The sequence below is a fragment of the Clostridium boliviensis genome, assembly GCF_033342255.1.
Classification (GTDB): domain Bacteria; phylum Bacillota; class Clostridia; order Lachnospirales; family Lachnospiraceae; genus Lacrimispora; species Lacrimispora boliviensis.
The window spans coordinates 15,074-37,981 of sequence record NZ_JAWONS010000109.1 but is presented as its reverse complement, the minus strand read 5'-3'; the positions used below and the strand labels follow the sequence as shown (position 1 = coordinate 37,981).

Genomic DNA, 22,908 nt, shown 5'->3' with positions numbered 1-22,908 from the left:
CAATTAACCAATTATGTCATTCACTCTGGTTGAGACTGCGGTTATAGTTTTTCAAATACGGTCTCATAAGGGGCTAGTGAAACCATGATACTTCTCGTATCGGTCTCTACAGAAACTGTCTGTTGTTTTTCGCTGTTATTAATAATTACCAGTGTCCCACTGTCCGGATACCATGCACATTCCGTTTCCGGATTATCCGTTAAATATTTCTGTTTCAGGTTCATCTTCCTGCCATAAAGCATAAGACTTAGCAGCAATCTTGTATTTGAATTAGAAATCTGGAAGCTGCTTAAATAAATTCCTGCTCCCTTCCCATAAGCATGATAAGTAATTGTAGGCTCCTTGTCTTCTTCCCCCAGGACAATGGTTTCCTGATCCGTTAAGTACAATCCTTTTTTGCCTTTCACCCGTGCATGATCCGGTATTAGTCCCGGAACACGTTCCACCTCATATTCCATTCGTCCATGGCACACCCTCGCACCGGTATCCTGATCCAGTCCCAGCACGTTAGCCATACGGAAAAAGGTATGGTGACCGTCAAAGGCAGAAGGCTCATTGACTCCTATAAAAACACCTCCTCTATGTACAAAACGGAGTATCTCCTCTAAGATACCATCTTCTTCCCAGGCGGATCCTCCGCTCCACGCTGTGCCGGACGCTCCTGCGTTAATAAGAACATCCACATCATTAAGGACACCATTTTTTACATCCTCAAAACTGATGAATTCTACCTGCACCGGAAGCCCGGATAATGCCTCATTTATATGAATCAGATCGTGCATATATGTTTCATGAAAATGTCCGGATAACGTCCATGATCTTAATTTGCCCCACGCATGAACAACCGCAGCTTTTATGGGCAGAGTATAAACCTCTCCTTTTTCATGCAATTCTTTAAAGGAGCGGAATTCATCTGCGATTTTTTCAATACATCTGCAAAAATCCGGATAATCAGCTACCAGATGGAGATAGCCCCCAAGACCAATCCGGTCAATCTTCTGGCGGAGAATTGCACGCCGTACTCTGTTCCAGTATTCCAGCGCATCCTTTGCAGGATTTCCTTCTGGTGCAAATGTGGGTGTTCCTTTTAGCCCCACCGGAAATAAATATGGGTGAAGTCTTAATTCATGGGTTTTAACCGGTACACCTGCACAAAGCCGGGCTTCATAGCCGGAAAATACACATTTGATAATTCCATCAAATCCAAACTCCTTAAAGCTGCTGTGATACGGCTCCAGACCAATCCAGCTGTCATCGTAAAACACACTGGCCTTTTTTCCAAAGCTGTGAACCAGCTCTACCAGCTTTTTTCCATAATCAACCACAAAACGGTTTATAAACTCCATATAATCAAGCTGGCGTCTGCCGGGCGGCATGTGGGTTACGTGAAATTTCCCCTGATTAATAAAATCCTCAGAAACAAGGCAGTAGCCATATTCCTCTTCAAACTCTTTAAGCGCTGCCGGGCTTACAGTAAAATCATAAGAGCCCCAGTCACTGTAAAGATTCCGTCTTCGTTCTCTGCTTCCCCATATCCATGTGAAATTGTAAAAAAGAGAAGTAAAACGAACCACAGTTGTAAAAGGATGCTCCTCGCACCATGTCTTAAGCCAGTTGTATAAATAGTTTCTCGTTTCCTCATGTCTTGGATCCAGAGGCATTAAGTGTTCCTTTTCCCAGTGATTGGTGACATGATTATACATGGAGATTTCTTCCCATATCCGGTAAGCCATAAAATTGACAGTATACTCATGAAAGGGCCGGGTCTCACTGATTATCACTGACTGGATTTTGGAATCAAAGTTCCATGAAGTGCGGGATATCTCCTGATTTGACGTGCGGTCATAGACCTGCCAGTATTTTATGGATTCGGGGCTTTCATTGACGCGAAACTGGTCCTTATAAAAGTCTTCCAGCAAAGGAATACTTAAGCAGACCTCTGTACCTGATCTGGGTTCTGTGACTAAAAAAGTCTGCTGAAGCTGCTCCGGATGTGCTTTTGCCCACTCATTGTGGTCTCTGATCAGGCAGATGGTGGAATAGATCCCATATCCAGCGTTTGTCAGTTCATCAGACAGTACTGTTCCGTCACTGTCGCGTATCATATCTGCCCCCCAGCGTCTGGCAAGCTGAAGGGTCAGTTCCTCATAGCCGGATTCTCCCGGAAGGGTAAAGCTTCCTTTTTCTGTCTCTCTCATAAATGTTCTCCTTTAACTATTGATAACCGGTCCTCATTCCCGTCCGGTGGTATTACACCGGCATGGGCCAGCCCTTTCCATATAAAGCCAGCCATCTTCCATGCGCCATAATCATTGGTATGCGTATAATCGGATGGATAAAACCAGCGCCCGGAGTCCTTAATTCCATGCTTTTTTATAAACTTCATACTGTAATCATGCAGATCCAGAACAGGAACCCCCATGCTCTGTGAAATTTTTATAACCTCACACGCATATTCTTTTAAAAGATCATTATATATTTTGCCATTCTCCAGCCAGCTGTTTCTGGCCAGCGGTGTCACCAATACAGGAATGGCTCCTTTTTCCCGTATTTCTAAAATATACTGAATCAGGTTATTCCGGTATCCACCCTCTGCTTTTAAGTCATCAATTTTCTGGTCATTATGGCCAAACTGAAACAAACAGATATCTCCGTCACTGATTTGTTCCATGAGAATTTTATAATGCCCCTCTGACCGGAAGCTTTTTGTAGTCAGACCAGAATGAGCATGGTTGGAAACAGCATAATTACCATTTAAAAAGACAGGAAGCATCTGGCCCCAGCCTCCGTAGCTCTCTGCTGGATTATATGGATATTGGGCATTTTGATCTGTCACGGTAGAATCCCCGGCAAGATACAAGGTTTTTCCTTCCCATTTCTCAATATTCAGAGTTTTTAAACGGACTGAGCGGCTGATTACTGTTACTTTAACAGCCTCATCCCGAAAACGCCCGGTCTCTCCTCTTGGTATAAAATCACTGATGAAAACCGGAAAAGCTCCGCTCCATTCTTCCTGCGGCTTTAGACAACCACGCCAGACCAACTGTCTCCTTCCAACAAATAAAAGGACCTCTTTCTCTTCTTCCTTTGCAAAAAGGGTAATGGTCATTAGGTATTTTCCCTGGTCCCCTGTATCCGCCTGAAAAGATAAGGGAATTAATATGGACTTAGAATCCACATAACAGCCGTACTCATCCTGCCTTACTGTTATCTCCTGTTGAAACCCCGGACTGGGAATGAAGCCTGTATTCAGTTCCGGCAGACTGCAAGAATGAGACGACTCAAGAGACCTTTCCGTAAAAAAGCCAAAGTCTCCGCCGGATTTATAATACCGGGATGGTTTCACATTGATTTCCTTTCCCTTTACAGTTTCTGTCTGATAAAAAACATATTTTGTCATGAAAAACTCCCTTTTTTCTGTATTAGAATGGATATATTTTTAAGAAAGGGCTGATGCCAGATCTGCAACAGCCCCATGTTCTTATTGAGCAATAAAATCGCCGGAATCGATCAGCTTCTGTTTTTCATCCAGAATCTCCTGATATCCGTTGTCTAAATATTCCTTACAATATTTATCATACTTCGCATCCAGTTCCTCCGGTTTGCATGTGATCATATCCACATAAAACTCCTGCCACATTGCTGTTAAATCTGACGCATACTCGCTTGTTGCCTCAACACTCCTGGTGAAAACAGGGCTGACCAGTCCATACTGCTCCACTTCCTTTGCATAATCATAGGATTGTTTCACCAGATCCTCATATCCGGCTGGAGCCAGCGTCCTGATATTTGCCTTTAAGTTTTTTGCATCGTCACCATAATCAGCCATTTCTGTAACCAGACACCAGTAATCTTTGTTATTATTATTAGACAGCCTGGATTCTCCTTTGAAATCCTTGACAGGTACTGCAATTTTATCGGAATCAAGAGTATAATTGCCCCCCTCTACTCCGTTTTGTAAGTAGAACAGATTCTCAGGCTGTGACATCCAGTTTAAAAACATCCAGACTGCTGCTCTTTGCTTTTCATCTGTCTTTGAGTTGATTCCCATTACCATTCCATAGGGCGGGTATTTATAGTAGTATGGGTGACTGTCTTTTGGTGACAGTGCACTGGGACTTAAAACAGAAACCTCGGCCTTTGGGTCATTTGCCTTTAAGCTGCTTATTACATCTGTATTCGCAGAAATATAAAAGGAATAGGTGCCCACATTTCCGGCTACAAAATCGGCTTTCCATGCAGCATCATCTGCATTTAAATAAAATTCCGGATCAAGAATTCCATCATTGAATTCCTTGTTCATGGTTTTTAGGTAAGCTTTTGTGGCACTCCAGGTAAGAGGAGCTGCATTGAGATCCAGATAAAGGTTTAAATCTTTTTTATCCGGTGAGGATCCAATAAAAGGATACTCATAAGTATAGCTTTTATTTACAATCTGCGCTCCCAGCTTACCAAGTCCTGCCTCCTTCCATGCTTTTGCTGCTTCCTGCAGTTCCTCTCTTGTGGCCGGTTTCTCTTTTCCTGCTTGATCCAGCCAGTCCTGGCGGACGAGTGTCACCCAGTTATAATAAATAGGATTTCGCTGTGCAAAAAAGAAGGTGTTCTTCCCATCCAGTTTTCCGTACTGATTTATGATTTTCTCCGCATTCTTATAATAATCCGGTGCATAATAATTTATTTCATCAAGATCCAGTTCCTGCATAGCACCCTCAGAATTGTAGTTCACTGCCTGAGGCATGTCGTAATGGAAAATGATATCAGGTGCATTGCCTGCAGCAATCATCTGCATGTAATCAGCGATCTCATTCTGCCTGTTAATTGCCACATACTGGACCGTCACATTGTATTTATCTCCAAACTCTTTTTGGATCCAACGGGTGTAATAATTATTCACCGGATCCCAGCCTTCAAAGCCCCTGTCATACACTGGGATCTTGATGGTTACGTTTTCCGGAAAGCCCGAAGAATAATCCGTGTAACTTTCCCCCTCCGTTTTTGTTCCGGTTTCTGCTGCCTGACTGGTTTCCTCCTTCTTACTTGCATCAGCAGGAACAGATACCTCCTTCTTTGCGCTGCATCCGGACACCAGCCCTGCTGTCATTACAAAAGCAGTCCCCCAGGCAGCAGCCCTTTTCCAACTCATCCTTTTCCTCATGAATATCCTCCTTCTCTTATCATTCCAATATCATCAGCCTTTAACTGCACCTATCATAGTTCCCTGTACAAAATATCTTTGAATGAATGGATAGACACAGATAATGGGCAATGTTGCAAAAATAATACAGGAAGCCTTTAAGACCTCCGGATTAGTAATCTGTCCTGCAGCATTTCCTCCTTCTGCCTTAAAGGACTCGCTGGCAGCAACTACCAGATAATAAAGTTTCAGCTGAAGCGGCCGTAAATCTACCCGCTGCTTAATATAAAACAGCGCATCGGAATAGGCATTCCACCGTCCAACAGCGTAAAACAAAGAAATTGTTGCTATAATGGGTTTGGAAAGCGGTACCACGATATAACTTAATATCTTAAAATGACTGGCGCCGTCTATTAAAGCCGACTCAATCAGGCTGTCTGGTATGGAAGCCTTAAAATTATTTTTCATAATCAGGAAATTATAGGCTGCAAAAGACAACGGAAGGATCATACACCACCAGGTATCCAGCATATGAAGATTATTCATCAGTAAATAATCCGGTATGGTGCCTGCTGTAAAATACATGGTAAACATGATTAAAAAAGTCATTAGCTTTCTCCCTCTAAGCTGGACCCTGCTTAAGGCATAGGCAGCACTTATGGTGAGAAATGTCCCAATTGCTGTAAACGAAACAGTTACAATTATGGATACATATAAAGATTTTACAATGGATGAATCCTGTAAAACTTTTTTGTACGCATCAAAGTTAATATCTTTTGGCACCAGAAAGATCTTATTTGCAATTACATAAGCTTCCCTGCTGACGGACTTGGCAAATATATGAATAAACGGGAGCAGGCATGTCATGGATATCACAAATATCAGGATATGAAAAAATACATCAACCACAAAATCCTTTTTTCTGGTCCTGGTCCATGCCCAGGGCTTTTTATGCTGATTTCGGCTCATTTTCTTCCCCTCCTTAAATAAGACCATCTTCACCCAGCCGTTTTGCTATAAGATCAGCTGCCACCACAAGTGCCAGACCAATGACTGACTGGAACAGTCCCAGCGCAGTTGCTTCACTGAATTTTCCGCTCTCAATTCCCCACCGGTATACCAAAACCGGAATTGTTGTGGTGTATTCTGTCGCCTTGGCATTGGCCAGAGCATATATCCGTTCAAAGGAACCTCCCATCAGTTTTCCAAGATTCATGATCAGCAGTGTGACAATGGTACTTCGAATACAGGGGAGCGTGACATGAATGCACTGTTTCAGCCTGCCGGCACCATCCACTCTTGCCGCCTCATAAAGCTCGGAATTCACACCTGTAATTGCTGCCAGGTAAATAATGGTTCCCCAGCCCATGGACTGCCAGACTCCGATAAGTACATAGCTGATCAACCACCAGGTATTCTCCTGAAGAAACGGGATGGGACTGTGTCCTGCATTCCTGATCAGGACATTCACTACACCGCTGCTGACAGAGAACAGGGAGTATCCAATTCCTCCGACAATAACCCAGGATAGAAAATGAGGCAGGTATAGCAATGTCTGCATAATACTTTTAAAATATCTGTTTTTGATTTCATTAAGAATCAGAGCTAAAATAACCGGCATGGGAAAACCAAATACCAGGTCCAGGATATTTAACAGAAGAGTATTACTGAACGCCTGACCAAAATCTCTTTTACCAAAAACCTTCCGAAAAATGGAAAGTCCCGCCCAGGAACTCCCGGCATACCCCTTAGCTACCTTATAATCCTTAAATGCAATGGTAAGCCCCTGGTATGGCAGAAATTTAAATACCAGGATAAACAGCATGGGAAGAACCATGAGTACATAAAGCTGCCAGTCCCGCTGTAAATAACGTAGGAACTGGTTCCTGTTTTTCTGTTTTCTTTGACCGCTGCCTGCCCTTATATCAGATTTAACCATAATATCCTCCCATCTCCCCAATTCTAAATAATTATATTATAAGAAATGCACAATTCAGTTTCCAATCAAATCAACCTGAAAACTATGCAATTTCAATCATTTATCATTACGGGACATGGAAAAATCGAAGCATTTTTTCCTTGTTTTTCGAGCATTCCTGTGAATTTTATTATTTTATGGTTTTCTTTTTAATCATAAATGCATTTATTGATTTATTATTGATTGAAATAAGAATTAGGTATCATGTATAATTACAGAAGTGAAATGAGGAGGTATCAGGAATATATGCCTAAAAAGAAAAAAACTGTAATTGAATTCAGAGATTATGATTTACCCGCTCACTTTCCAGTTCTTCTTTTGACTGGAGATCATTGGAGAATCTCAGATGTTCCATCCGGGCGCCTCCACATCCATAACTGCCTGGAGATCGGGGTATGCGAAACGGACAGCGGAACGATTAAATTTGAAGATACCACTCACCTCTTTAATGCCGGAGACGTTACTGCCGTATCCTGTGATATCCCCCACACCACATACAGCGCACCTGGAACCAATAGCAAATGGTCATATTTATTTGTGGATATGGGCGAGCTTCTCCACCCATTCTTTTCTGGTACAGATCTTCACAATGTAGAACTTTTTTCCTTTTTGGAACATCATTTAAGTCTGATTATGGGAAAAACAAAATATCCGGTCATTTATTCTATTGTCACCGAAATCATAGAAGAGCTGAAAAAGAGAGAACCTGGTTATGAGCTTGCTGTGCGGGGACTTTTTCTGGCACTGGCGGCCAATCTTATGAGAGCTGCATCCTTAAACCACAAGAAAAAAGACCAGACGCCTGAAAATGCGCTGGTCATTGCACCGGCCCTGGAATTTATCCGGTATCATTATATGGAAGACTTCCCCATGGAACAGCTTGCTGCCTTATGCTGCTTAAGCCCTGCCCATTTCAGAAGGCTTTTTTCTACTATCATGAGTAACCGGCCCTTGGAATACTTAAATACTACCCGCATCAGAAAGGCTGCAGATTTACTCCGCATGACGGAAGAATCTGTTTTAAATATCTCCGAGCGGGTGGGGTTCCACTCCATCTCAAGCTTTAACCGTCATTTTCTCGCCATTATGGGAGAAACTCCCAAAGAATGGAGAAAACAAATGTCTATCCTGAAGGAGCAGTCGCTGTTTAAATATAATGGATGGATGTATGCGGAGATTTTGAAGAAAAAATAGCTGCCTATTACTTTGAACCTATTACTTCCTTTGCCATAGCAGTCAGAGAATTTAATTCAACATTTTCAAATGTAAACAGCAGATAATCAATTCCATTCTCAGACCAATTTACTGATTTGAAAAGCTTGCGTTCTTCCTGATTGGATCCATAGCTGATCATCAGTTTTCCTTCATCCTGAAGTTTCTTATCTTCCTCAGAAGGCTCCTGCCCCTCCGGAAGAAATACATACTGTACTTCAGCAGAATTCAGTTCAACGCCCTGATATACCTCTTTCTGACCTGGCTGATCTCCTTCGGAAACTGCATCCAGATGCACATGGCTGGCCAGAGTCACCTGAGGATTCTCACCATATTCCGCGTATGCTTCTGAATAGGTAATAACCTGATTATTATTTTCATCGACTCCCTTTACCTGTGAAATATAGCCTTTTACAAATGCCATACCATTGGTGAAATTGTCGGGAAGCTTCGGAGATGCTTTCATTTGAGTTTTTGACAGTTCACGTAATTCCATTATGGAATGCACGTTTTTATCATTATCACTTACACTGACAAAGCCTGTAATTTTACCGGCTGCGACTGCTGTAACTGTTCCCAACACTGTAATAACCAACATTGCTGTAATTGCTGCTGCAAATTTATTATTTCGAAATTTCATGAAATTACTCCTTTTAGTTAATTTTTTATGGATTTCCAGAAGCCGTCGGTCTTCATCCATTTCCGGGGTTATGGAATCCAGTTCTGTTTTTATAAAGCGTTTAAAATCGTTCTCTGAGGTCCTAGCCATGGCAAATCCCCCTCTCCTTTTCCCCTTCCGAGATGTTTTCAGCTTCCAGAAGACTCTTTAACAGTTTCCTTGCCTTAAACAGGCGGGATTTCACTGTGCCCTCCATCGTTCCGGTTACCCTGGCGATTTCCTTTGTACTTAACTCATTAATCCACTCTGCTTTGATCTGATCTTCCTCGTGATCCAGAATACCTTCAAATGAAAGTTCAGACCTGCTCTTCTTCCTTTTCTCAGCCCGCCAGGCAGTTCTCACCAGAATCTGATAGAGCCACGGCTCAAATCGTTCCGGTTCTCTTAATTTATCTCTGTGAAGAAAGCATTTTACAAAGGTCTCCTGCAGGATGTCCTCACTGTCAGACCGGTTGCCAGTAATAAAATACGCCATACGGTATAGCTTTCCGGAACAGGAACGGTATAACTCGTCAAATGCAGCTTCGCTTCCGCCAAGCATGCGTTCCACCAAAGCCTTCTTTTCTTCGTTCATAACCTGTTTCCTTTCCTTTTTTAGATGCATCTATATATTAAGAGTCATTAATACCCTGAACGGTTCATTTTTTCATTATTAAATTATACTTCGGCTTGTATCTGCCCGTCAAAAGAAATATAATAGGGCGTGATAGTATTAAAAAACGAAAAATCGGAGGATAGACGAATGCCGCGTATATTCTTAATTGAAGACGATAAGGCAATTGCTAAAAACCTTATGCTTTTGCTGAAATCAGAAGGCTTTACAGTCACCCACGCTTCTGCCCAGGGAGAAGCTCTCGCTGCGCTTGGCGGTAATAAATTTGACCTGGCGCTCATTGATATTTCTCTGCCTGATGGAAATGGCTTTATTGTTTGCTCTGAAATTAAAGAAACCCAGGATATTCCAGTTATTTTTCTCACCGCATCCGGAGATGAGGCCAGTGTAGTTACTGGTCTGAACATGGGTGCAGATGATTACATTACCAAACCGTTTCGCCCCCGTGAGCTGGTCGCCCGTATTGGTACCGCCCTGCGCAAAAGCGGCCGTTCCAATTCGGATTTTATAATTCAGGGACTGCATGTGGACACAGCCACAGGCGTTGTGAAAAAAAACGGCATAGAGATTTTCCTTTCGGCCTTAGAATACCGCCTGCTTCTGGTTTTTATCAACAACCCGAAAAATATTATAACCAGGGGAATGCTGCTTGACGAATTGTGGGATGCTGCGGGTGAATTTGTTAATGACAATACACTGACTGTGTACATCAAACGTCTGCGCATGAAGATCGAGAATAATCCGGCAGATCCCCAGATTATCCTGACTGTCCGAGGGACAGGCTATCGGTTAGGAGGCGGATATGCTGCGCAATAGAGAGTTTCGGCAGTTTGCCATATTGTTCTTTTTCATAGCGGCTGCTTCCATTATTCTTGGGTTTATAATCAATTGGCTGGCTGGAATCCTCGCTGCATGCACTGCTTTAGCATTTGGTGCTGCATTTTATGCATTTACCAACACCCGCTATCAGAACATTGCCCGGATCTCAGATCAGATTGATCTTGTACTTCACAATGCGGACCTTCTCTATATTGGTGAGTCGGACGAAGGCGAGCTGTCCATACTGCACAGCGAGATAGCCAAGATGACGCGGCGCATACGGGAACAAAACGAAGCGTTAAAAAAAGAGAAAAAGCTTCTTGCCGATTTGCTGGCGGACATCGCCCACCAGCTTCGAACTCCACTCACATCTTTGAATCTTATTCTGTCATTGCTGGCAAATAATCCTGACGAAAACCAGAGGAAGGAATTTCTTCGGGAAATGGACGGATTGCTCCTGCGTATGGACTGGCTCATCACCACCCTGTTAAAATTATCCCGCTTAGACGCAGGCATTGTGGTATTCCAACGTGAGCAGCTGGATTTCAACGACTTAATCCATGGTGCACTCCGCCCATTTCTGATTCAAATGGAACTACACAATATTAATTTTCAAATCAATGCACCAAAGGAGATTACGATACAGGGCGATATAAGCTGGCTTTCTGAAGCAGTTCAGAACATCCTCAAAAACTGCATAGAAAATACCGGTGAGAATGGGAAGCTTGAAATAAACTGTACGGATAACCCCCTCTTTACCGAACTTTCCATCCATGACAACGGTACCGGTTTTAGGCAAGAGGATTTCCCCTGTCTGTTTGACCGGTTTTACCGCGGCACAAATAACAAAGCGGCAGGATACGGGATCGGCCTTTCTCTTAGCAAGAAGATTATAACCGGGCATGGAGGTACAATTACCGCAAAAAACCACCCACAGGGAGGAGCCGTATTTACCATTCGTTTCCCAAAGTGACAGATCTCTCACCAAAAAGTCACACAGATGTAAGTTCAAAGTTCTATTATATGGGTAAACCATTAGAAAGGAGACTCACATAATGGAGTTCTTAAAAATTGATAATCTCTGTAAGGTATATGGAAAGGGTGAAAATCAGGTTACTGCACTGGACCATGTATCCCTCACAATCGAAAAAGGAGGATTCACTGCTATCATCGGTTCCTCCGGTTCCGGCAAATCCACACTGCTTCACATGATCGGGGGTGTGGACGTACCCACAAGCGGAAAGGTATATTTAGAAGGGCAGGATGTATATGCTCAGAGTAATGAAAAGCTGGCCATCTTCCGCAGACGGCAGGTAGGACTGATTTACCAGTTTCATAACCTCATACCAACTCTGAATGTGGTGGAAAACATCACACTTCCGATCCTGATGGATAAACGTTCAGTCAATGAAGAGCGGCTGAATGATCTGCTTGTCATGCTTGGTCTTAAGGACCGCAGATCTCATTTACCCAATCAGCTATCAGGCGGCCAGCAGCAGCGCGTTTCCATAGGCCGTGCCTTGATGAACGCTCCGGCTGTCATGCTTGCCGATGAACCCACAGGCAGTCTGGACAGCCATAATGGCCATGAAATCATCAAGCTGCTGAAGGAAAGCAATAAAAAATACGGGCAGACTCTTCTGCTCGTCACCCATGATGAAAACATAGCCCTGCAGGCAGACCGCATTATCGGCATATCGGACGGTAAAGTGACACGGGATGAGAGGCTGGTGCGGCCATGAATATATTCCATAAAGTCACCCTGCAGAGCATGAAAAAAAACCGCACCCGGACAGTTGTTACAATTATTGGAGTGATACTGTCCGCAGCCATGATAACTGCAGTAGCCTCATTTGGCACCTCACTATTAAATTATCTTGTCAACAGTTCTATTGCAAAATATGGGGGCTGGCACGTTGCTTTTTCAGATGTGGATTCCTCTTTCGTGCAGGATCGAAACCGCGACAAAGAGGTTAAGAATGCCGCGTCGTTTGAAAATATCGGCTATGCTGCGCTTAATGGTGTAAAAAGCCCTGATAAACCCTATCTTTTTATAGCTGGATTTAATGAGAATACCTTTCAGACACTGCCCATAAGCCTGATTTCCGGAAGGTTGCCTGAAAACAGCAGTGAGATTATTGTTCCTGCTCACGTAGCAGCAAAAGGCGGTGTTCGGTTCAAGGTGGGAGATACGCTTACACTTTTGGTCGGTAACCGCATGGAGGAAAATAAAAATCTAGGTCAGCACGATCCCTATCAGTCCCAAAAAGAGTCCCTTGTTCCAGAATCAGAGAAAACCTACAAGGTAGTGGGAACATGTGAAAGGCCCGGATTTGAGGAACACTCCGCACCTGGATATACATTGATAACGAATACCGGCACCACGGACCAGGCGGGCAGCTTCAGCCTGTTTGTCACACTGAAGAATCCGCGTAAGGTCAGCACTTACGCAAAAGGCATAGCCGGAACGCCAACTTATATTCTGAATGATTATGTGCTGCGCTTTATGGGCATTTCCAACGATAAACTGTTTAACACACTATTGTACACAGTTGGAGGAATTTTGATTGCAATCATCATGACAGGATCAATTTTTCTGATTTATAACTCATTTAACATATCACTGAACGAACGCACACGCCAGTTCGGTATACTCGCATCAGTAGGAGCTACTGCAAAACAGCTGCGAAATTCAGTATTATTTGAAGGACTTTTAATTGGAGCAGTCGGCATACCGATTGGTGTTATAACAGGTATTGGCAGTATCTGGCTTATTCTTCCCATTGTTGCCGGCAAGTTAAAAAACATCCTCTACAGCACGATACCTTTAACCTTATCAGTATCATTGTCTGCAGTTGTGGGAGCGGTTGTTGTCAGCTTAATTACCATTTTAATTTCGGCCTATATTCCAGCCAGAAAAGCAGCAAACTCACCTGTAATGGAAAGTATACGCCAGACCAATGAAGTTAAAACCCAAGCGAAAGCTGTTAAAACATCAAAATTCACACAGCGTATTTACGGTTTAGAAGGAACTCTTGCATTAAAAAATTTCAAGAGAAACAAGAAGCGCTACCGCAGCATTGTTCTGTCTCTGGTTTTAAGCGTGGTTTTGTTTCTATCTGGAAGCACCTTTGGTCTGACTCTGAAACGGCTCTCTAAACAGTACATCGTGGATATTGACTATGATATTCTCTTTGCTGCCGAGGACATGGACGACAGGGAAATGTATCCACTTTATGACAAATTAAAATCAGCTGACGGGGTTTACGAAAGCTCATACCAAGAGGTTTTCCCGTATTCGTGCGCAGTTAATGTAAGTGATTTCTCAGACCGCTTCCGTACATTCTCTGGTTATACAACATCTGATAAAACAGTGAATCTGCCCATGGATCTCCAGTTTATTCCTGACAGTGAATATCTTGATTTTATCAAAGAATCAGGATTATCACCCGAAGAATATACCGGACCGGACGGGAAAATGATTGCCGTTGCCAAACAGCGGGTGAACACCAAAGATGGAGCAGACGAAGTGTTTGACATTTTTGCAAACCGTACCATGAATTTTAAAGCCCCTACCGCAACCAATGACAGCCTGACTATTACTTTTGTTGATACGTATCCAGTGGATCCTCCTCCAAAACAAGATTCAAAATTAAAACAGAATCCTTGCGTCTTTATGATGGTTGCTCCCTTTTCGGTAAAAGAGAGGTTTGAGACCCAGAATAACCACGCGAATATAGGTCTGTCCTTCCGGTCAAAGAATCCCTCCCAATCAACAGCTGAAATGGAATCAATGATTCAGGGCATGGGGATTACATCAGAATACACGCTGCACAATGTATATGAGATATTGGAACAATACCACAGTATGTCCTTTGTTATTAATATTTTTACCTATATATTTGTTATCATGATCTCACTGATTGCTGTGGCCAATGTGTTCAATACAATTTCCACAAATATCAGGCTGCGCAGACGGGAACTTGCCATGCTCCGCTCAGTGGGTATGTCAGACCGATCGTTCCATCAGATGATGAATTTTGAGTGTATTTTTTATGGTATGAGAACCCTGCTGATCGGACTTCCAATTGCCGGAATCCTCTCCTGGCTTATTTACGATGGGCTGGCGTCTGTAGAAAAGATGGATCATTTTAAATTTGTATTTCCCTGGGGCAGTATGGTAGTCAGTATCTTCAGCGTGCTCTTTATCGTATTCATTACCATGCTGTATGCCACAAACAAGATAAAAAAAGAAGATATCATTGATGCACTTCGGGATGATATAACATGACGGGGCATCGAAAAAAGAATCAGAGTCATAACCGGCTCTGATTCTTTTTTATTATAACGCACGAGTTCCTCTAAATATCTCCATGAATTCCTCACCCGTAATCGTCTCACGTTCCAACAAATACTCTGCGATTTCATGAAGCTTAAGAATGTTATCCTTCAAGATCCCATAAGCCTTCTTATGCTGCTGCCGTACTATGTCTATCACGGCTTCATCTATCCGTTTTGCGGTATCAGGAGAGCATGCCAGGGTCGTGTCACCGCCCAGATACTGGTTTGTCACTGTTTCAAGGGCGACCATGTCAAATTCGTCGGTCATACCATAACGGGTAACCATTGCCCTTGCGATTCTTGTGGCCTGTTCAATATCGTTTGATGCACCGCTTGTAACTGTCTGAAATATCAGCTCCTCTGCTGCCCTTCCACCGGTAAATGTAGCAATCTTATTTAATGCAGCTTCCTTTGTCAGCAGATGGCGTTCTTCTTCGTCCACCTGCATGGTATATCCAAGGGCACCTGAGGTTCTGGGTATAATGGTAATTTTATGAACTGGTGCAGATTGGGTCTGGGATGCCGCCACCAGAGCATGCCCTACTTCGTGGTACGCAATGATTTTCTTTTCTTCCACGTTGACGGCAGAATCCTTTTTCTGATAACCGGCAAGGACCACTTCCACGCTTTCCTCCAGATCCGTCTGAATCACTGTTTGTCTTCCCATGCGGACAGCTCTTAAGGCACCCTCATTAATCATATTCGCCAGCTCAGCTCCGCTTGCTCCTGAGGTTGCAAGTGCAATTCCATGAAAATCCACATCGTCAGATAATTTTACATTCTTTCCATGTACTTTTAAAATGGCCTCTCGTCCGTTCAGGTCCGGGAGTTCCACAGGAATCCGGCGGTCAAACCGGCCGGGACGCAGAAGTGCTTTGTCTAAGGAATCGGGACGGTTGGTTGCCGCCAGTATTACAACTCCTTTTTTGCCGTCAAATCCATCCATCTCAGCCAGAAGCTGATTTAACGTCTGTTCCCGCTCATCATTTCCGGAAAATCCGGCTCCGTCACGCTTTTTACCAATGGTATCAATCTCATCTATAAATACGATACAGGGAGCTTTTTCATTCGCCTGTTTAAACAGGTCCCGAACCTTTGCAGCACCCATACCTACAAACATCTCTACAAACTCCGAACCGGAGATAGAAAAGAAGGGCACATGTGCTTCTCCTGCCACTGCTTTTGCCAGAAGTGTCTTACCGGTACCGGGAGGTCCCACAAGTAAAGCTCCTTTGGGAAGAGTCGCTCCAATGGAGACATATTTGTTGGGATTATGAAGAAAATCCACGATCTCCCTTAATGCGTCCTTTGCTTCTTCCTGACCAGCTACATCCTGAAACGTTTTTCCTGTTTCAGATTCTGCATAAATTTTCGGATTTGATTTACCAAATGACATGGTATTTCCGCCCATACGCTTTTGCATCTGTCCGGATAAAAAGTTACCCAGAAATACGAAAATCAGAATTGGGACAATCCAGGTTAAGAGAATCGAAAGTAACGGCGACATCTCCTTTACAATGGTTTTCTCAAACTGTACATCGTGGCTGATCAGCCTTTCCATCAGCGTATTATCCGGCCAGTTTCCTGTTTTGTATACATTGTAAACCGGCTTTCCCTCCCAGTCCTTTTTTTCGGACTCGGTTTTAAACTGAATCTCTGTATCCGTTTTGGCAACCGCCTGAACCTTTCCCTGATCCACCATCTCTAAAAAGGTGCTGTATGGAACCTCCGTCACTGTCTTAGCCTGGAGCCACGGCACTGCCATTGCATTGAATATAATCATCAGTATCAATACAATCATATAATAATAAATGAATGGTTTTTTATGGTTCTTTCCTGAATTTCCATCATCTTTTAATCCCATCTGACTCCTCCTTTTTCCTTCGAATCCTGTATAGTACAGATTCTGTAAATTCACATGCCTGGTCTAAATCTTCCTTATTGGGATGGAGCATGGCATCCTCATAGGCTGATATCATCTCCCGAATCTGAGGTGTATCAAGCTTTGCCTGCATCTGTCTGCATTTTTCCAGCACCTTCGTTCCCATCTTTCCTCCGCATAGAAAGCAGCCCAGGTATTCATTATCGTCCGGCAGAAAAGCAGAAACCTTTTTTTCCACCTGTTTTAAATATTCTTTATTTTCAAATATTCCGCAGGTTCCGAATAAAGCAATCTTTTTGCCATGAAGATCGGAGAGGAAATCCATGACTTCTGTTGTACAGACACCTCTGTTATTCCAGAATCCTACAAAATACGTATCAGCTTCTTCTCCATGATATTCTTCCAGATTAATAATATCCTTTGATTTTCCCGGAAGCGCTTCAAAAATCTTCATGGCTACCTTCTGAGTATTTCCGGTTTTACTTGTATACACAACTAAATAGTCCATCTATTTCGCCTCCTCTATCAATAAAATATACCAAATCGGATTATTTATCAATAGATTCCGCTAAATGTTAATACAATTTATGGTTCTTTTAGAATTTATACCACTTCTTTTAGAACAATAAAAAAAGAGGATGATACAGATTGTAACATCCCCGTTTCATGTCTGATTATAAATTTGCTGCAGCCTCTTTCATGATTCTCTTTGTCTCATCCAAATCTTCCTGCGTATGAGCGGCTGATAAGAACAGGATCTCAAACTGGGAGGGTGCTGTATAGATCCCATGCTCCAGGAGGTAATGGAAATACCGGGCATACATCTTTGTATCCGATCGGAGTGCTGACTCATAGTCCACTACTGGCTGGGGTGCAAAAAATACACTGAATAAAGAACCCGCCTGATTTATCTGTGCCTTTGGCAGAACTTCTTTTAATGTGTGTACCAGGAAATCTGCTTTTTTCTCCAGAGCAGAATAGAGACCAGGCTGATTCATCAGGGCTTTTATGGTTGCAGTCCCTGCAGCTGTTGCAATGGGATTGCCTGACAGAGTTCCAGCCTGATACACCCTGCCAAGGGGTGATACAACTTCCATGATCTCTTTTCGTCCGCCGTAAACTCCCATGGGCATGCCTCCTCCTGCGATCTTGCCAAGAGTGGTCAGATCTGGTTTCACCTGATAATATTCCTGAGCTCCGCCAAGAGCCATACGAAAACCTGTTATTACCTCATCAAAAATCAGAAGGGCACCGTATCTGGTTGTGATATCTCTTAAAAATGGAAGAAAGCCTGGTTTTGGTGCGACCAGCCCCATATTCGCTGCGACTGGTTCTACTACTATGGCTGCAATCTCCCCGGGATACTGTTTAAATAATTCTTCTACGGTATCTTCCTGATTGTATCCGGCTAACAGTGTGTGTTTCGTGTAAGAAGCAGGCACACCGGCGCTGTCTGGTGCACTGCCTGTCAGGGCTCCTGACCCTGCCTTTACCAAAAGTCCATCGGAATGCCCATGATAGCATCCCTTAAATTTAATGATTTTATCTCGTCCTGTAAATCCTCTTGCTGCACGAATCGCGCTCATTACCGCTTCTGTACCTGAGCTGACCATTCTCATCATCTCCATGGACGGAATACATTCTGTAATCAGTTTTCCAAGCTCCAGCTCTCTTCTGGTTGGAGCACCATAGGACAATCCGGAAAGGCAGGCTTCTCTGACCGCTTCTACCACTGGCTCATATGCATGTCCCAGTATACAGGGCCCCCAGGAATTCACATAATCAATATATTCATTCCCATCCTCATCATAGATATGGGAACCTTTTGCTTTTTTTATAAAAACAGGAGCTCCGCCAACGGAACCAAAGGCTCTCACTGGGCTGTTGACCCCTCCGGGGAAATGGTTTCCGGACTCTTCAAATAGTTTCTTTGACTCTTCTGTGTTCATATTCATTACTCCTTTTTTCTGCACCAGTCCTGGCATATGACTTCTGTCAGCCCTGAAACACTGTAAACCGATGCAATTAAATCCGCTTCTCTTCCATAACTGGAAAGAGCCTTTGCGGTTATATCACCAATGCAGACTACTTTTAAAGAGACTGGTAAGGACAGGGCTTTTTCTCTCTGAAAGAATGCATCCACACCCGAAGCGCTGGCAAAGGTTAAATAGTGAAGGGGAGCCAGGCTTTTTTCCATATGCTCCTGTTCTTTCTCTTTTAGTACCACCTCATAAAGCACCTTATCATCGTAGTATACCCCAGCTTCATCAAAAGCCAGATTAAGCTCCGGTGATCCGCCTGCTGACCGGGGAATGAGAAGCCGTTCCTCTTTTGTCAGCCGGGATATGAGTCCTTGTGCAAGATCCTTTACCTGATAACGTTCCGGAATATAATCCGCATGAAAACCAGACTTAAGCAGTTCGCTTTCCGTCCCTTTTCCTATCACTGCAAACTTTATCCCTCCCAGTGAACGCAAATCATACCCGCCTTCCAAAAGACCGGCAAAAAATTCCCGGACTGCGTTGGCACTGGTTAAAATCAGCCAGGAATAAGTCCTAAGCTCTTTGTACACTTCTTTCATCTCATCACCCAGACGGCTGGATTGAATAGACAGCGTCAAAACACTGTCTGTTATTGCCCCGAGGGATAAAAGTTCCTGGTTAAACCTGGCCGTAAAGGAATCGGTTCCAGTAATTCCAATCCGGCACCCCTTAAGCGGAAGATTTATTGTAGAAGAAAAATCCAGGGCTGCCACATCTCCGGCGACAATAATTGCAGGACTTTTTATTTCAGCCTGTTTCGCCCTTTCTTCAATATCTGCCAGTGTCCCACGAACCGTTCTCTGTTGTGGAAGCGTGCCGTTTTCAATCACTGCTGCCGGTGTGCATGCAGGCTTTCCATTTTTTATAAGTCCATTGACAATCAGGGGAAGATTGAAAAGACCCATTAAAAATACAAGCGTTCCGGAAAGCTTTGCAAAAGAATCAAAATCAGGCGGAAGCGTTCCATTTTCAGAAACGGTATGTCCTGTCATGACATGAAAGCTGCGGCTGACCGCCCTGTGCGTCACCGGAATTCCTGCCATGGAAAGTGCTGCCACGGCTGAGGTTACACCGGGCACCACCTCAAAGGGAATTTCCGCCTTTAAAAGTGCTGAAATCTCCTCTCCTCCCCGTCCAAATACAAAAGGATCTCCTCCCTTTAAACGAACCACGTTTAAGCCTTCCTGTGCCAGATCCACTAAGAGGCGGTTAATTTCCTCCTGCTTCATGGAATGGGCGCCGGCCCGCTTGCCTGCATAAATCTTTCTGCAGTGATCCGGCACCTTATCAAGGAAACAATCTGAAGCAAGAGAGTCATAAACAAGAGCATCACAGCTTTCAAGCCGTTTTAATCCTTTTTGGGTAATCAGACCGGGATCACCGGGTCCCGCACCTACTAAGTATACCACTCCGTTTTTCTTCATGATTTCCTCCGTTCTCTGTTAAAGTCCTTTTGCAGCCTGTTCTGCCAGACTGTCCAGTTCCTCTGTTTTCCCCTGAAGATGAATCCTTTTTATCTGGTCTTCTCTCCTGATGATTCCAAAGACTTCAATCTGTCCTTCCCTGATAATGCGGGAATAAACTCCTACTGGTTCATGACAGCCGGCATTTAAAAGCCTTAATATCCTGCGTTCCAGTGTCAGACAGAGCCTTGCCTCCTTATTTTCAATTGCCCATATTTCTGGCCAGGTCTCCATTCCCGTTCTGCCTTCTACAGCCAGAATCCCCTGTCCGCCGGCAGGAATCATGGTCTCACAGTCAAAATAGTGATACGAAAAGGCTGGGTCTGACTGTATACCCAGACGGTTTAATCCTGCTGCTGCAAGTATAATTCCATCATAATCACCTTCCAAAAGCCGTTTTAAACGTGTCTGAACATTGCCTCTTAAATTCTCACACCGGACCGGTATCCCCTTCCATAAGGAAGTACCTATTTCCTCGATCTGAATTCTTCTTCTTAAGCTGGAAGTTCCGATTACGATCTCCTCTTTCCCATTCAATTCACTGCCTTTTAAGGTAATGAGCACATCTCTTGGATCCTCACGTTCCGGGACCGCCACAATTGCTAAACCTTCCTTTAAATCCATGGGAAGATCCTTTGCGCTGTGAACAGCCAGATCAATCTCACCCTGAAGGAGAGCATCTTCAAACTCTGTTACAAACACTCCCTTTCCGCCGAATTCCAGAAGCGGCTTGTTGAGGACCCTGTCTCCTTCTGTCTGCTTTTTCACCAGCTGCGCTGTCATACCAGGAGAAAACCTGGTTAAAGCATCTGCAACCAGCTGTGTCTGTGCTACGGCGAGTGCACTTTTTCTGGTTCCTATGCGGATTGTATCACTGTTCATGTTCCCCAAGTTTCCTTTCTATCAGTTCTATGGCCTGTTCTCTGGTAAATATTCCACCCTGACGGATTCCCTCTTTCACCATGGTCTTAAAAATCTCAGTCCTGACCGGAAGAGATGACACCTTTTCTTTTACCAGCTCCCTATAGGAGCCGAGCTGGACAGCCAGCATACCAAATCCTGAGGGGATGGCTTGTCGAAAGCGTTTTTTTAAATACTGGGCAATGGTAGGGGAACTTCCTCCCGTGGATATTCCCACAACAATCTCTTCTTCCTTAATCAGAGCAGGAAAAATAAAACTGCATTCCTCCTGTACATCCACCACATTCACAGGAATTTTCTGCTGTCTGCAGGATACTGATATGTGCCTGTTCAGCTCTTCATCTGAAGTTGCAGCAATCACAAAATCCACATCCTGTATGTCTTTATCCTCAAAGCTCCGCTTCAATAAAGTCATTGATCCGTTACATTGTGCGGTGAGCTGTTCCATTTCAGGAATCATCTCCATGGCAACCACGGTGATCTTTGGTCCAAAATCCTTTAGCACCAGTGCCTTTCTGTAAGCTACCATTCCACCGCCTGTAATCAGGCACTTTTTCCCTGCAAGCTCTACAAAAAACGGAAAATAAGCCATTGTCACTCCTCTCTTATCCAGTCCTTTAAACCATCTATCGTACGCAGTACCACTTTTAAATCATCGCTGGTAACATGATCCCGAATTCGGTATAGAAGGGTGTCAAACCGTTTCCCGGACAGTGCTTCCTTTAATTCACCCATCTGGGAAATATAAGGATGAAACAAAACTTCCTTTAATGCCCCATCCAGTTCTTCTTCCATAATCACTTTTGCACAGTCCAGTTCTTTCAGTTTGATCTCCGTATTATTTTTTGATAATGTTTCAAAATAATCAATGTCATATAACGTTAGTCCGGAAAATTTCCCGATCTCCGGATCCATATCAACCGGAACCGCCACATCAATAAAAAGCCGCTTCTTCTCTGCACTCATACAGCCGGCCACTTCTTCTCTGGTCACAGTATAGTGAGGTCCTGAAGTTGCACTTATTACCACATCCATCTCATTCATATAATTATATCGTTCTTTATAATCCACTTCTCTGATCCGGCTGCTGTCTGCCTTCAGCAGAAGATCGGAGGAATGGGTCCGCATTGTGCCGGTCACACGGATTCCCGGTTTGCTTAACAGATTCTTTGTTATGGTGCCACCCATCTTTCCGGTCATGCCAATCACCATAACATTCTTGTATTCTCCCTCTTTACTGAAATGAAATACTTCATTTGCCACAAGGGTTGCTATGGAAAGAGGGGTCTTAGACAGTCTGGTGTCTGTTTTTATCCGCTTTGCCGCTGCCATCGCTTTTTGAAACAGCACATTCAGCTCATAATCCGCAGCTGCTGATTCTTTTGAAAACTGATAAGCTTCCCTTACCTGCCCCAGTATCTCATCTTCCCCTAAAACCATGGAGTCAAATCCGCAGGTAACCTTAAACAGATGCCGTATGGCATTCTCATCGTTGTAAACATTGAGGTATTTAATCAGCTCTCCCAGGCGGACTCCTTTTAAATCAGCAGCCTCCCGCTGAAGCTCGCCAATAGCATATCTGGATCCGGAAACATAAATCTCACTGCGGTTACAGGTACAAAGAACCACAACGCCGGTTATGGAATCCTTTTTCATCAGCCGGTATATTAGTTCCGTTTTTTCCTTCGTAGTAAAAGCAAATTTTTCTCTGATACTCACTGGAGCCTTCTTATGGCTCACACTCATACAATACATGTTCGTTCCAGCTTTCTTCTCTTAACATCGTAATTAAAACCACGTTCCTATTCTACCACAACCCCATAC

The 22,908-nt window shown here is 43.7% G+C and carries 19 protein-coding genes; 5 read left to right on the top strand and 14 right to left on the bottom strand.

Going from position 1 to position 22,908, the window contains the following annotated elements; translation table 11 throughout:
- Positions 1-41 precede the first annotated feature (41 nt).
- From gnpA to RZO55_RS06655, 5 genes are all read right to left on the bottom strand, one after another.
- On the bottom strand, positions 42-2,198 hold the full coding sequence (gene gnpA, locus RZO55_RS06675) for a 1,3-beta-galactosyl-N-acetylhexosamine phosphorylase (RefSeq protein ID WP_318063503.1): 2,157 nt from the start codon (positions 2,196-2,198) through the stop codon (positions 42-44).
- The gene (locus RZO55_RS06670; RefSeq protein WP_318063502.1) at positions 2,195-3,400 is read right to left on the bottom strand and encodes a rhamnogalacturonan acetylesterase; all 1,206 of its coding nucleotides are present in this window, start codon (positions 3,398-3,400) and stop codon (positions 2,195-2,197) included. Before RZO55_RS06670 ends, gnpA begins: the two co-directional genes overlap by 4 nt.
- A gap of 81 nt (positions 3,401-3,481) precedes the next feature.
- Positions 3,482-5,155 carry an extracellular solute-binding protein gene (locus tag RZO55_RS06665; RefSeq protein ID WP_318063501.1) on the bottom strand — a complete coding sequence of 558 codons (1,674 nt, stop codon included), beginning with the start codon at positions 5,153-5,155 and terminating at the stop codon, positions 3,482-3,484.
- Between the two features lie 33 nt (positions 5,156-5,188).
- Positions 5,189-6,103 carry a carbohydrate ABC transporter permease gene (locus RZO55_RS06660; RefSeq protein ID WP_318063500.1) on the bottom strand — a complete coding sequence of 305 codons (915 nt, stop codon included), beginning with the start codon at positions 6,101-6,103 and terminating at the stop codon, positions 5,189-5,191.
- Positions 6,104-6,116: 13 nt separating this feature from the next.
- Entirely contained in the window at positions 6,117-7,073 is a 957-nt protein-coding gene (locus RZO55_RS06655) for an ABC transporter permease (protein ID WP_318063499.1), read from the bottom strand.
- 285 nt (positions 7,074-7,358) lie between these two features.
- On the opposite strand from RZO55_RS06655, the gene RZO55_RS06650 reads away from it, so the two are divergent.
- The gene (locus RZO55_RS06650) at positions 7,359-8,306 is read left to right on the top strand and encodes a helix-turn-helix domain-containing protein (protein WP_318063498.1); all 948 of its coding nucleotides are present in this window, start codon (positions 7,359-7,361) and stop codon (positions 8,304-8,306) included.
- A gap of 7 nt (positions 8,307-8,313) precedes the next feature.
- Here RZO55_RS06650 and RZO55_RS06645 read toward each other — a convergent pair whose 3' ends face one another.
- Together RZO55_RS06645 and RZO55_RS06640 are read right to left on the bottom strand one after the other, a co-directional pair.
- Positions 8,314-9,093 (bottom strand): hypothetical protein, encoded by a 780-nt coding sequence (locus tag RZO55_RS06645; protein ID WP_318063497.1) that lies wholly within the window; start codon positions 9,091-9,093, stop codon positions 8,314-8,316.
- Entirely contained in the window at positions 9,086-9,577 is a 492-nt protein-coding gene (locus tag RZO55_RS06640) for an RNA polymerase sigma factor (protein ID WP_318063496.1), read from the bottom strand. Before RZO55_RS06640 ends, RZO55_RS06645 begins: the two co-directional genes overlap by 8 nt.
- A gap of 168 nt (positions 9,578-9,745) precedes the next feature.
- On the opposite strand from RZO55_RS06640, the gene RZO55_RS06635 reads away from it, so the two are divergent.
- The 4 genes from RZO55_RS06635 (at position 9,746) to RZO55_RS06620 (ending at position 14,726) form a co-directional block, all read left to right on the top strand.
- Positions 9,746-10,432 carry a response regulator transcription factor gene (locus RZO55_RS06635; RefSeq protein ID WP_318063495.1) on the top strand — a complete coding sequence of 229 codons (687 nt, stop codon included), beginning with the start codon at positions 9,746-9,748 and terminating at the stop codon, positions 10,430-10,432.
- Positions 10,419-11,408 (top strand): sensor histidine kinase, encoded by a 990-nt coding sequence (locus RZO55_RS06630; RefSeq protein WP_318063494.1) that lies wholly within the window; start codon positions 10,419-10,421, stop codon positions 11,406-11,408. Before RZO55_RS06635 ends, RZO55_RS06630 begins: the two co-directional genes overlap by 14 nt.
- A gap of 82 nt (positions 11,409-11,490) precedes the next feature.
- Positions 11,491-12,177: an ABC transporter ATP-binding protein gene (locus RZO55_RS06625; RefSeq protein ID WP_318063493.1), complete on the top strand. Its 687-nt coding sequence runs from the start codon at positions 11,491-11,493 to the stop codon at positions 12,175-12,177.
- The gene (locus RZO55_RS06620) at positions 12,174-14,726 is read left to right on the top strand and encodes an ABC transporter permease (protein WP_318063492.1); all 2,553 of its coding nucleotides are present in this window, start codon (positions 12,174-12,176) and stop codon (positions 14,724-14,726) included. Before RZO55_RS06625 ends, RZO55_RS06620 begins: the two co-directional genes overlap by 4 nt.
- A 51-nt stretch (positions 14,727-14,777) precedes the next feature.
- Here the strand turns inward: RZO55_RS06620 and ftsH are convergent, their stop codons facing one another.
- The 7 genes from ftsH to hemA form a co-directional block, all read right to left on the bottom strand.
- A complete protein-coding gene (ftsH, locus tag RZO55_RS06615) occupies positions 14,778-16,640 on the bottom strand; it encodes an ATP-dependent zinc metalloprotease FtsH (protein WP_318063491.1) in 1,863 nt (620 codons plus the stop codon).
- A complete protein-coding gene (gene bilS / locus RZO55_RS06610; RefSeq protein ID WP_318063490.1) occupies positions 16,624-17,166 on the bottom strand; it encodes a flavodoxin family protein BilS in 543 nt (180 codons plus the stop codon). Before bilS ends, ftsH begins: the two co-directional genes overlap by 17 nt.
- Before the next feature lie 166 nt (positions 17,167-17,332).
- Entirely contained in the window at positions 17,333-18,607 is a 1,275-nt protein-coding gene (gene hemL / locus RZO55_RS06605; RefSeq protein ID WP_318063489.1) for a glutamate-1-semialdehyde 2,1-aminomutase, read from the bottom strand.
- A 5-nt stretch (positions 18,608-18,612) separates the two neighbouring features.
- Positions 18,613-20,124, bottom strand: a complete 1,512-nt coding sequence (gene cobA, locus RZO55_RS06600) for a uroporphyrinogen-III C-methyltransferase (RefSeq protein ID WP_318063488.1) — start codon at positions 20,122-20,124, stop codon at positions 18,613-18,615.
- An 18-nt stretch (positions 20,125-20,142) separates the two neighbouring features.
- Positions 20,143-21,045, bottom strand: a complete 903-nt coding sequence (gene hemC / locus RZO55_RS06595; protein WP_318063487.1) for a hydroxymethylbilane synthase — start codon at positions 21,043-21,045, stop codon at positions 20,143-20,145.
- Positions 21,035-21,676 (bottom strand): precorrin-2 dehydrogenase/sirohydrochlorin ferrochelatase family protein, encoded by a 642-nt coding sequence (locus RZO55_RS06590; RefSeq protein WP_318063486.1) that lies wholly within the window; start codon positions 21,674-21,676, stop codon positions 21,035-21,037. Before RZO55_RS06590 ends, hemC begins: the two co-directional genes overlap by 11 nt.
- A gap of 2 nt (positions 21,677-21,678) precedes the next feature.
- Complete coding sequence (gene hemA / locus RZO55_RS06585; RefSeq protein ID WP_318063485.1) at positions 21,679-22,830, bottom strand: glutamyl-tRNA reductase; 1,152 nt, start codon at positions 22,828-22,830, stop codon at positions 21,679-21,681.
- Positions 22,831-22,908: the final 78 nt, after the last annotated feature.

Bases quoted from the DNA above. Each gene is read 5' to 3' on its own strand.
- ftsH (WP_318063491.1), bottom strand. From the start codon at position 16,640: ATGGGATTAAAAGATGATGGAAATTCAGGAAAGAACCATAAAAAACCA.
- RZO55_RS06630 (WP_318063494.1), top strand. From the start codon at position 10,419: ATGCTGCGCAATAGAGAGTTTCGGCAGTTTGCCATATTGTTCTTTTTC.
- bilS (WP_318063490.1), bottom strand. From the start codon at position 17,166: ATGGACTATTTAGTTGTGTATACAAGTAAAACCGGAAATACTCAGAAG.
- RZO55_RS06655 (WP_318063499.1), bottom strand. From the start codon at position 7,073: ATGGTTAAATCTGATATAAGGGCAGGCAGCGGTCAAAGAAAACAGAAA.
- hemC (WP_318063487.1), bottom strand. From the start codon at position 21,045: ATGAACAGTGATACAATCCGCATAGGAACCAGAAAAAGTGCACTCGCC.
- RZO55_RS06640 (WP_318063496.1), bottom strand. From the start codon at position 9,577: ATGAACGAAGAAAAGAAGGCTTTGGTGGAACGCATGCTTGGCGGAAGC.
- RZO55_RS06670 (WP_318063502.1), bottom strand. From the start codon at position 3,400: ATGACAAAATATGTTTTTTATCAGACAGAAACTGTAAAGGGAAAGGAA.
- RZO55_RS06590 (WP_318063486.1), bottom strand. From the start codon at position 21,676: ATGGCTTATTTTCCGTTTTTTGTAGAGCTTGCAGGGAAAAAGTGCCTG.
- RZO55_RS06645 (WP_318063497.1), bottom strand. From the start codon at position 9,093: ATGGCTAGGACCTCAGAGAACGATTTTAAACGCTTTATAAAAACAGAA.
- RZO55_RS06620 (WP_318063492.1), top strand. From the start codon at position 12,174: ATGAATATATTCCATAAAGTCACCCTGCAGAGCATGAAAAAAAACCGC.
- hemA (WP_318063485.1), bottom strand. From the start codon at position 22,830: ATGAGTGTGAGCCATAAGAAGGCTCCAGTGAGTATCAGAGAAAAATTT.
- cobA (WP_318063488.1), bottom strand. From the start codon at position 20,124: ATGAAGAAAAACGGAGTGGTATACTTAGTAGGTGCGGGACCCGGTGAT.
- RZO55_RS06625 (WP_318063493.1), top strand. From the start codon at position 11,491: ATGGAGTTCTTAAAAATTGATAATCTCTGTAAGGTATATGGAAAGGGT.
- hemL (WP_318063489.1), bottom strand. From the start codon at position 18,607: ATGAACACAGAAGAGTCAAAGAAACTATTTGAAGAGTCCGGAAACCAT.
- RZO55_RS06635 (WP_318063495.1), top strand. From the start codon at position 9,746: ATGCCGCGTATATTCTTAATTGAAGACGATAAGGCAATTGCTAAAAAC.
- RZO55_RS06660 (WP_318063500.1), bottom strand. From the start codon at position 6,103: ATGAGCCGAAATCAGCATAAAAAGCCCTGGGCATGGACCAGGACCAGA.
- RZO55_RS06665 (WP_318063501.1), bottom strand. From the start codon at position 5,155: ATGAGGAAAAGGATGAGTTGGAAAAGGGCTGCTGCCTGGGGGACTGCT.
- gnpA (WP_318063503.1), bottom strand. From the start codon at position 2,198: ATGAGAGAGACAGAAAAAGGAAGCTTTACCCTTCCGGGAGAATCCGGC.
- RZO55_RS06650 (WP_318063498.1), top strand. From the start codon at position 7,359: ATGCCTAAAAAGAAAAAAACTGTAATTGAATTCAGAGATTATGATTTA.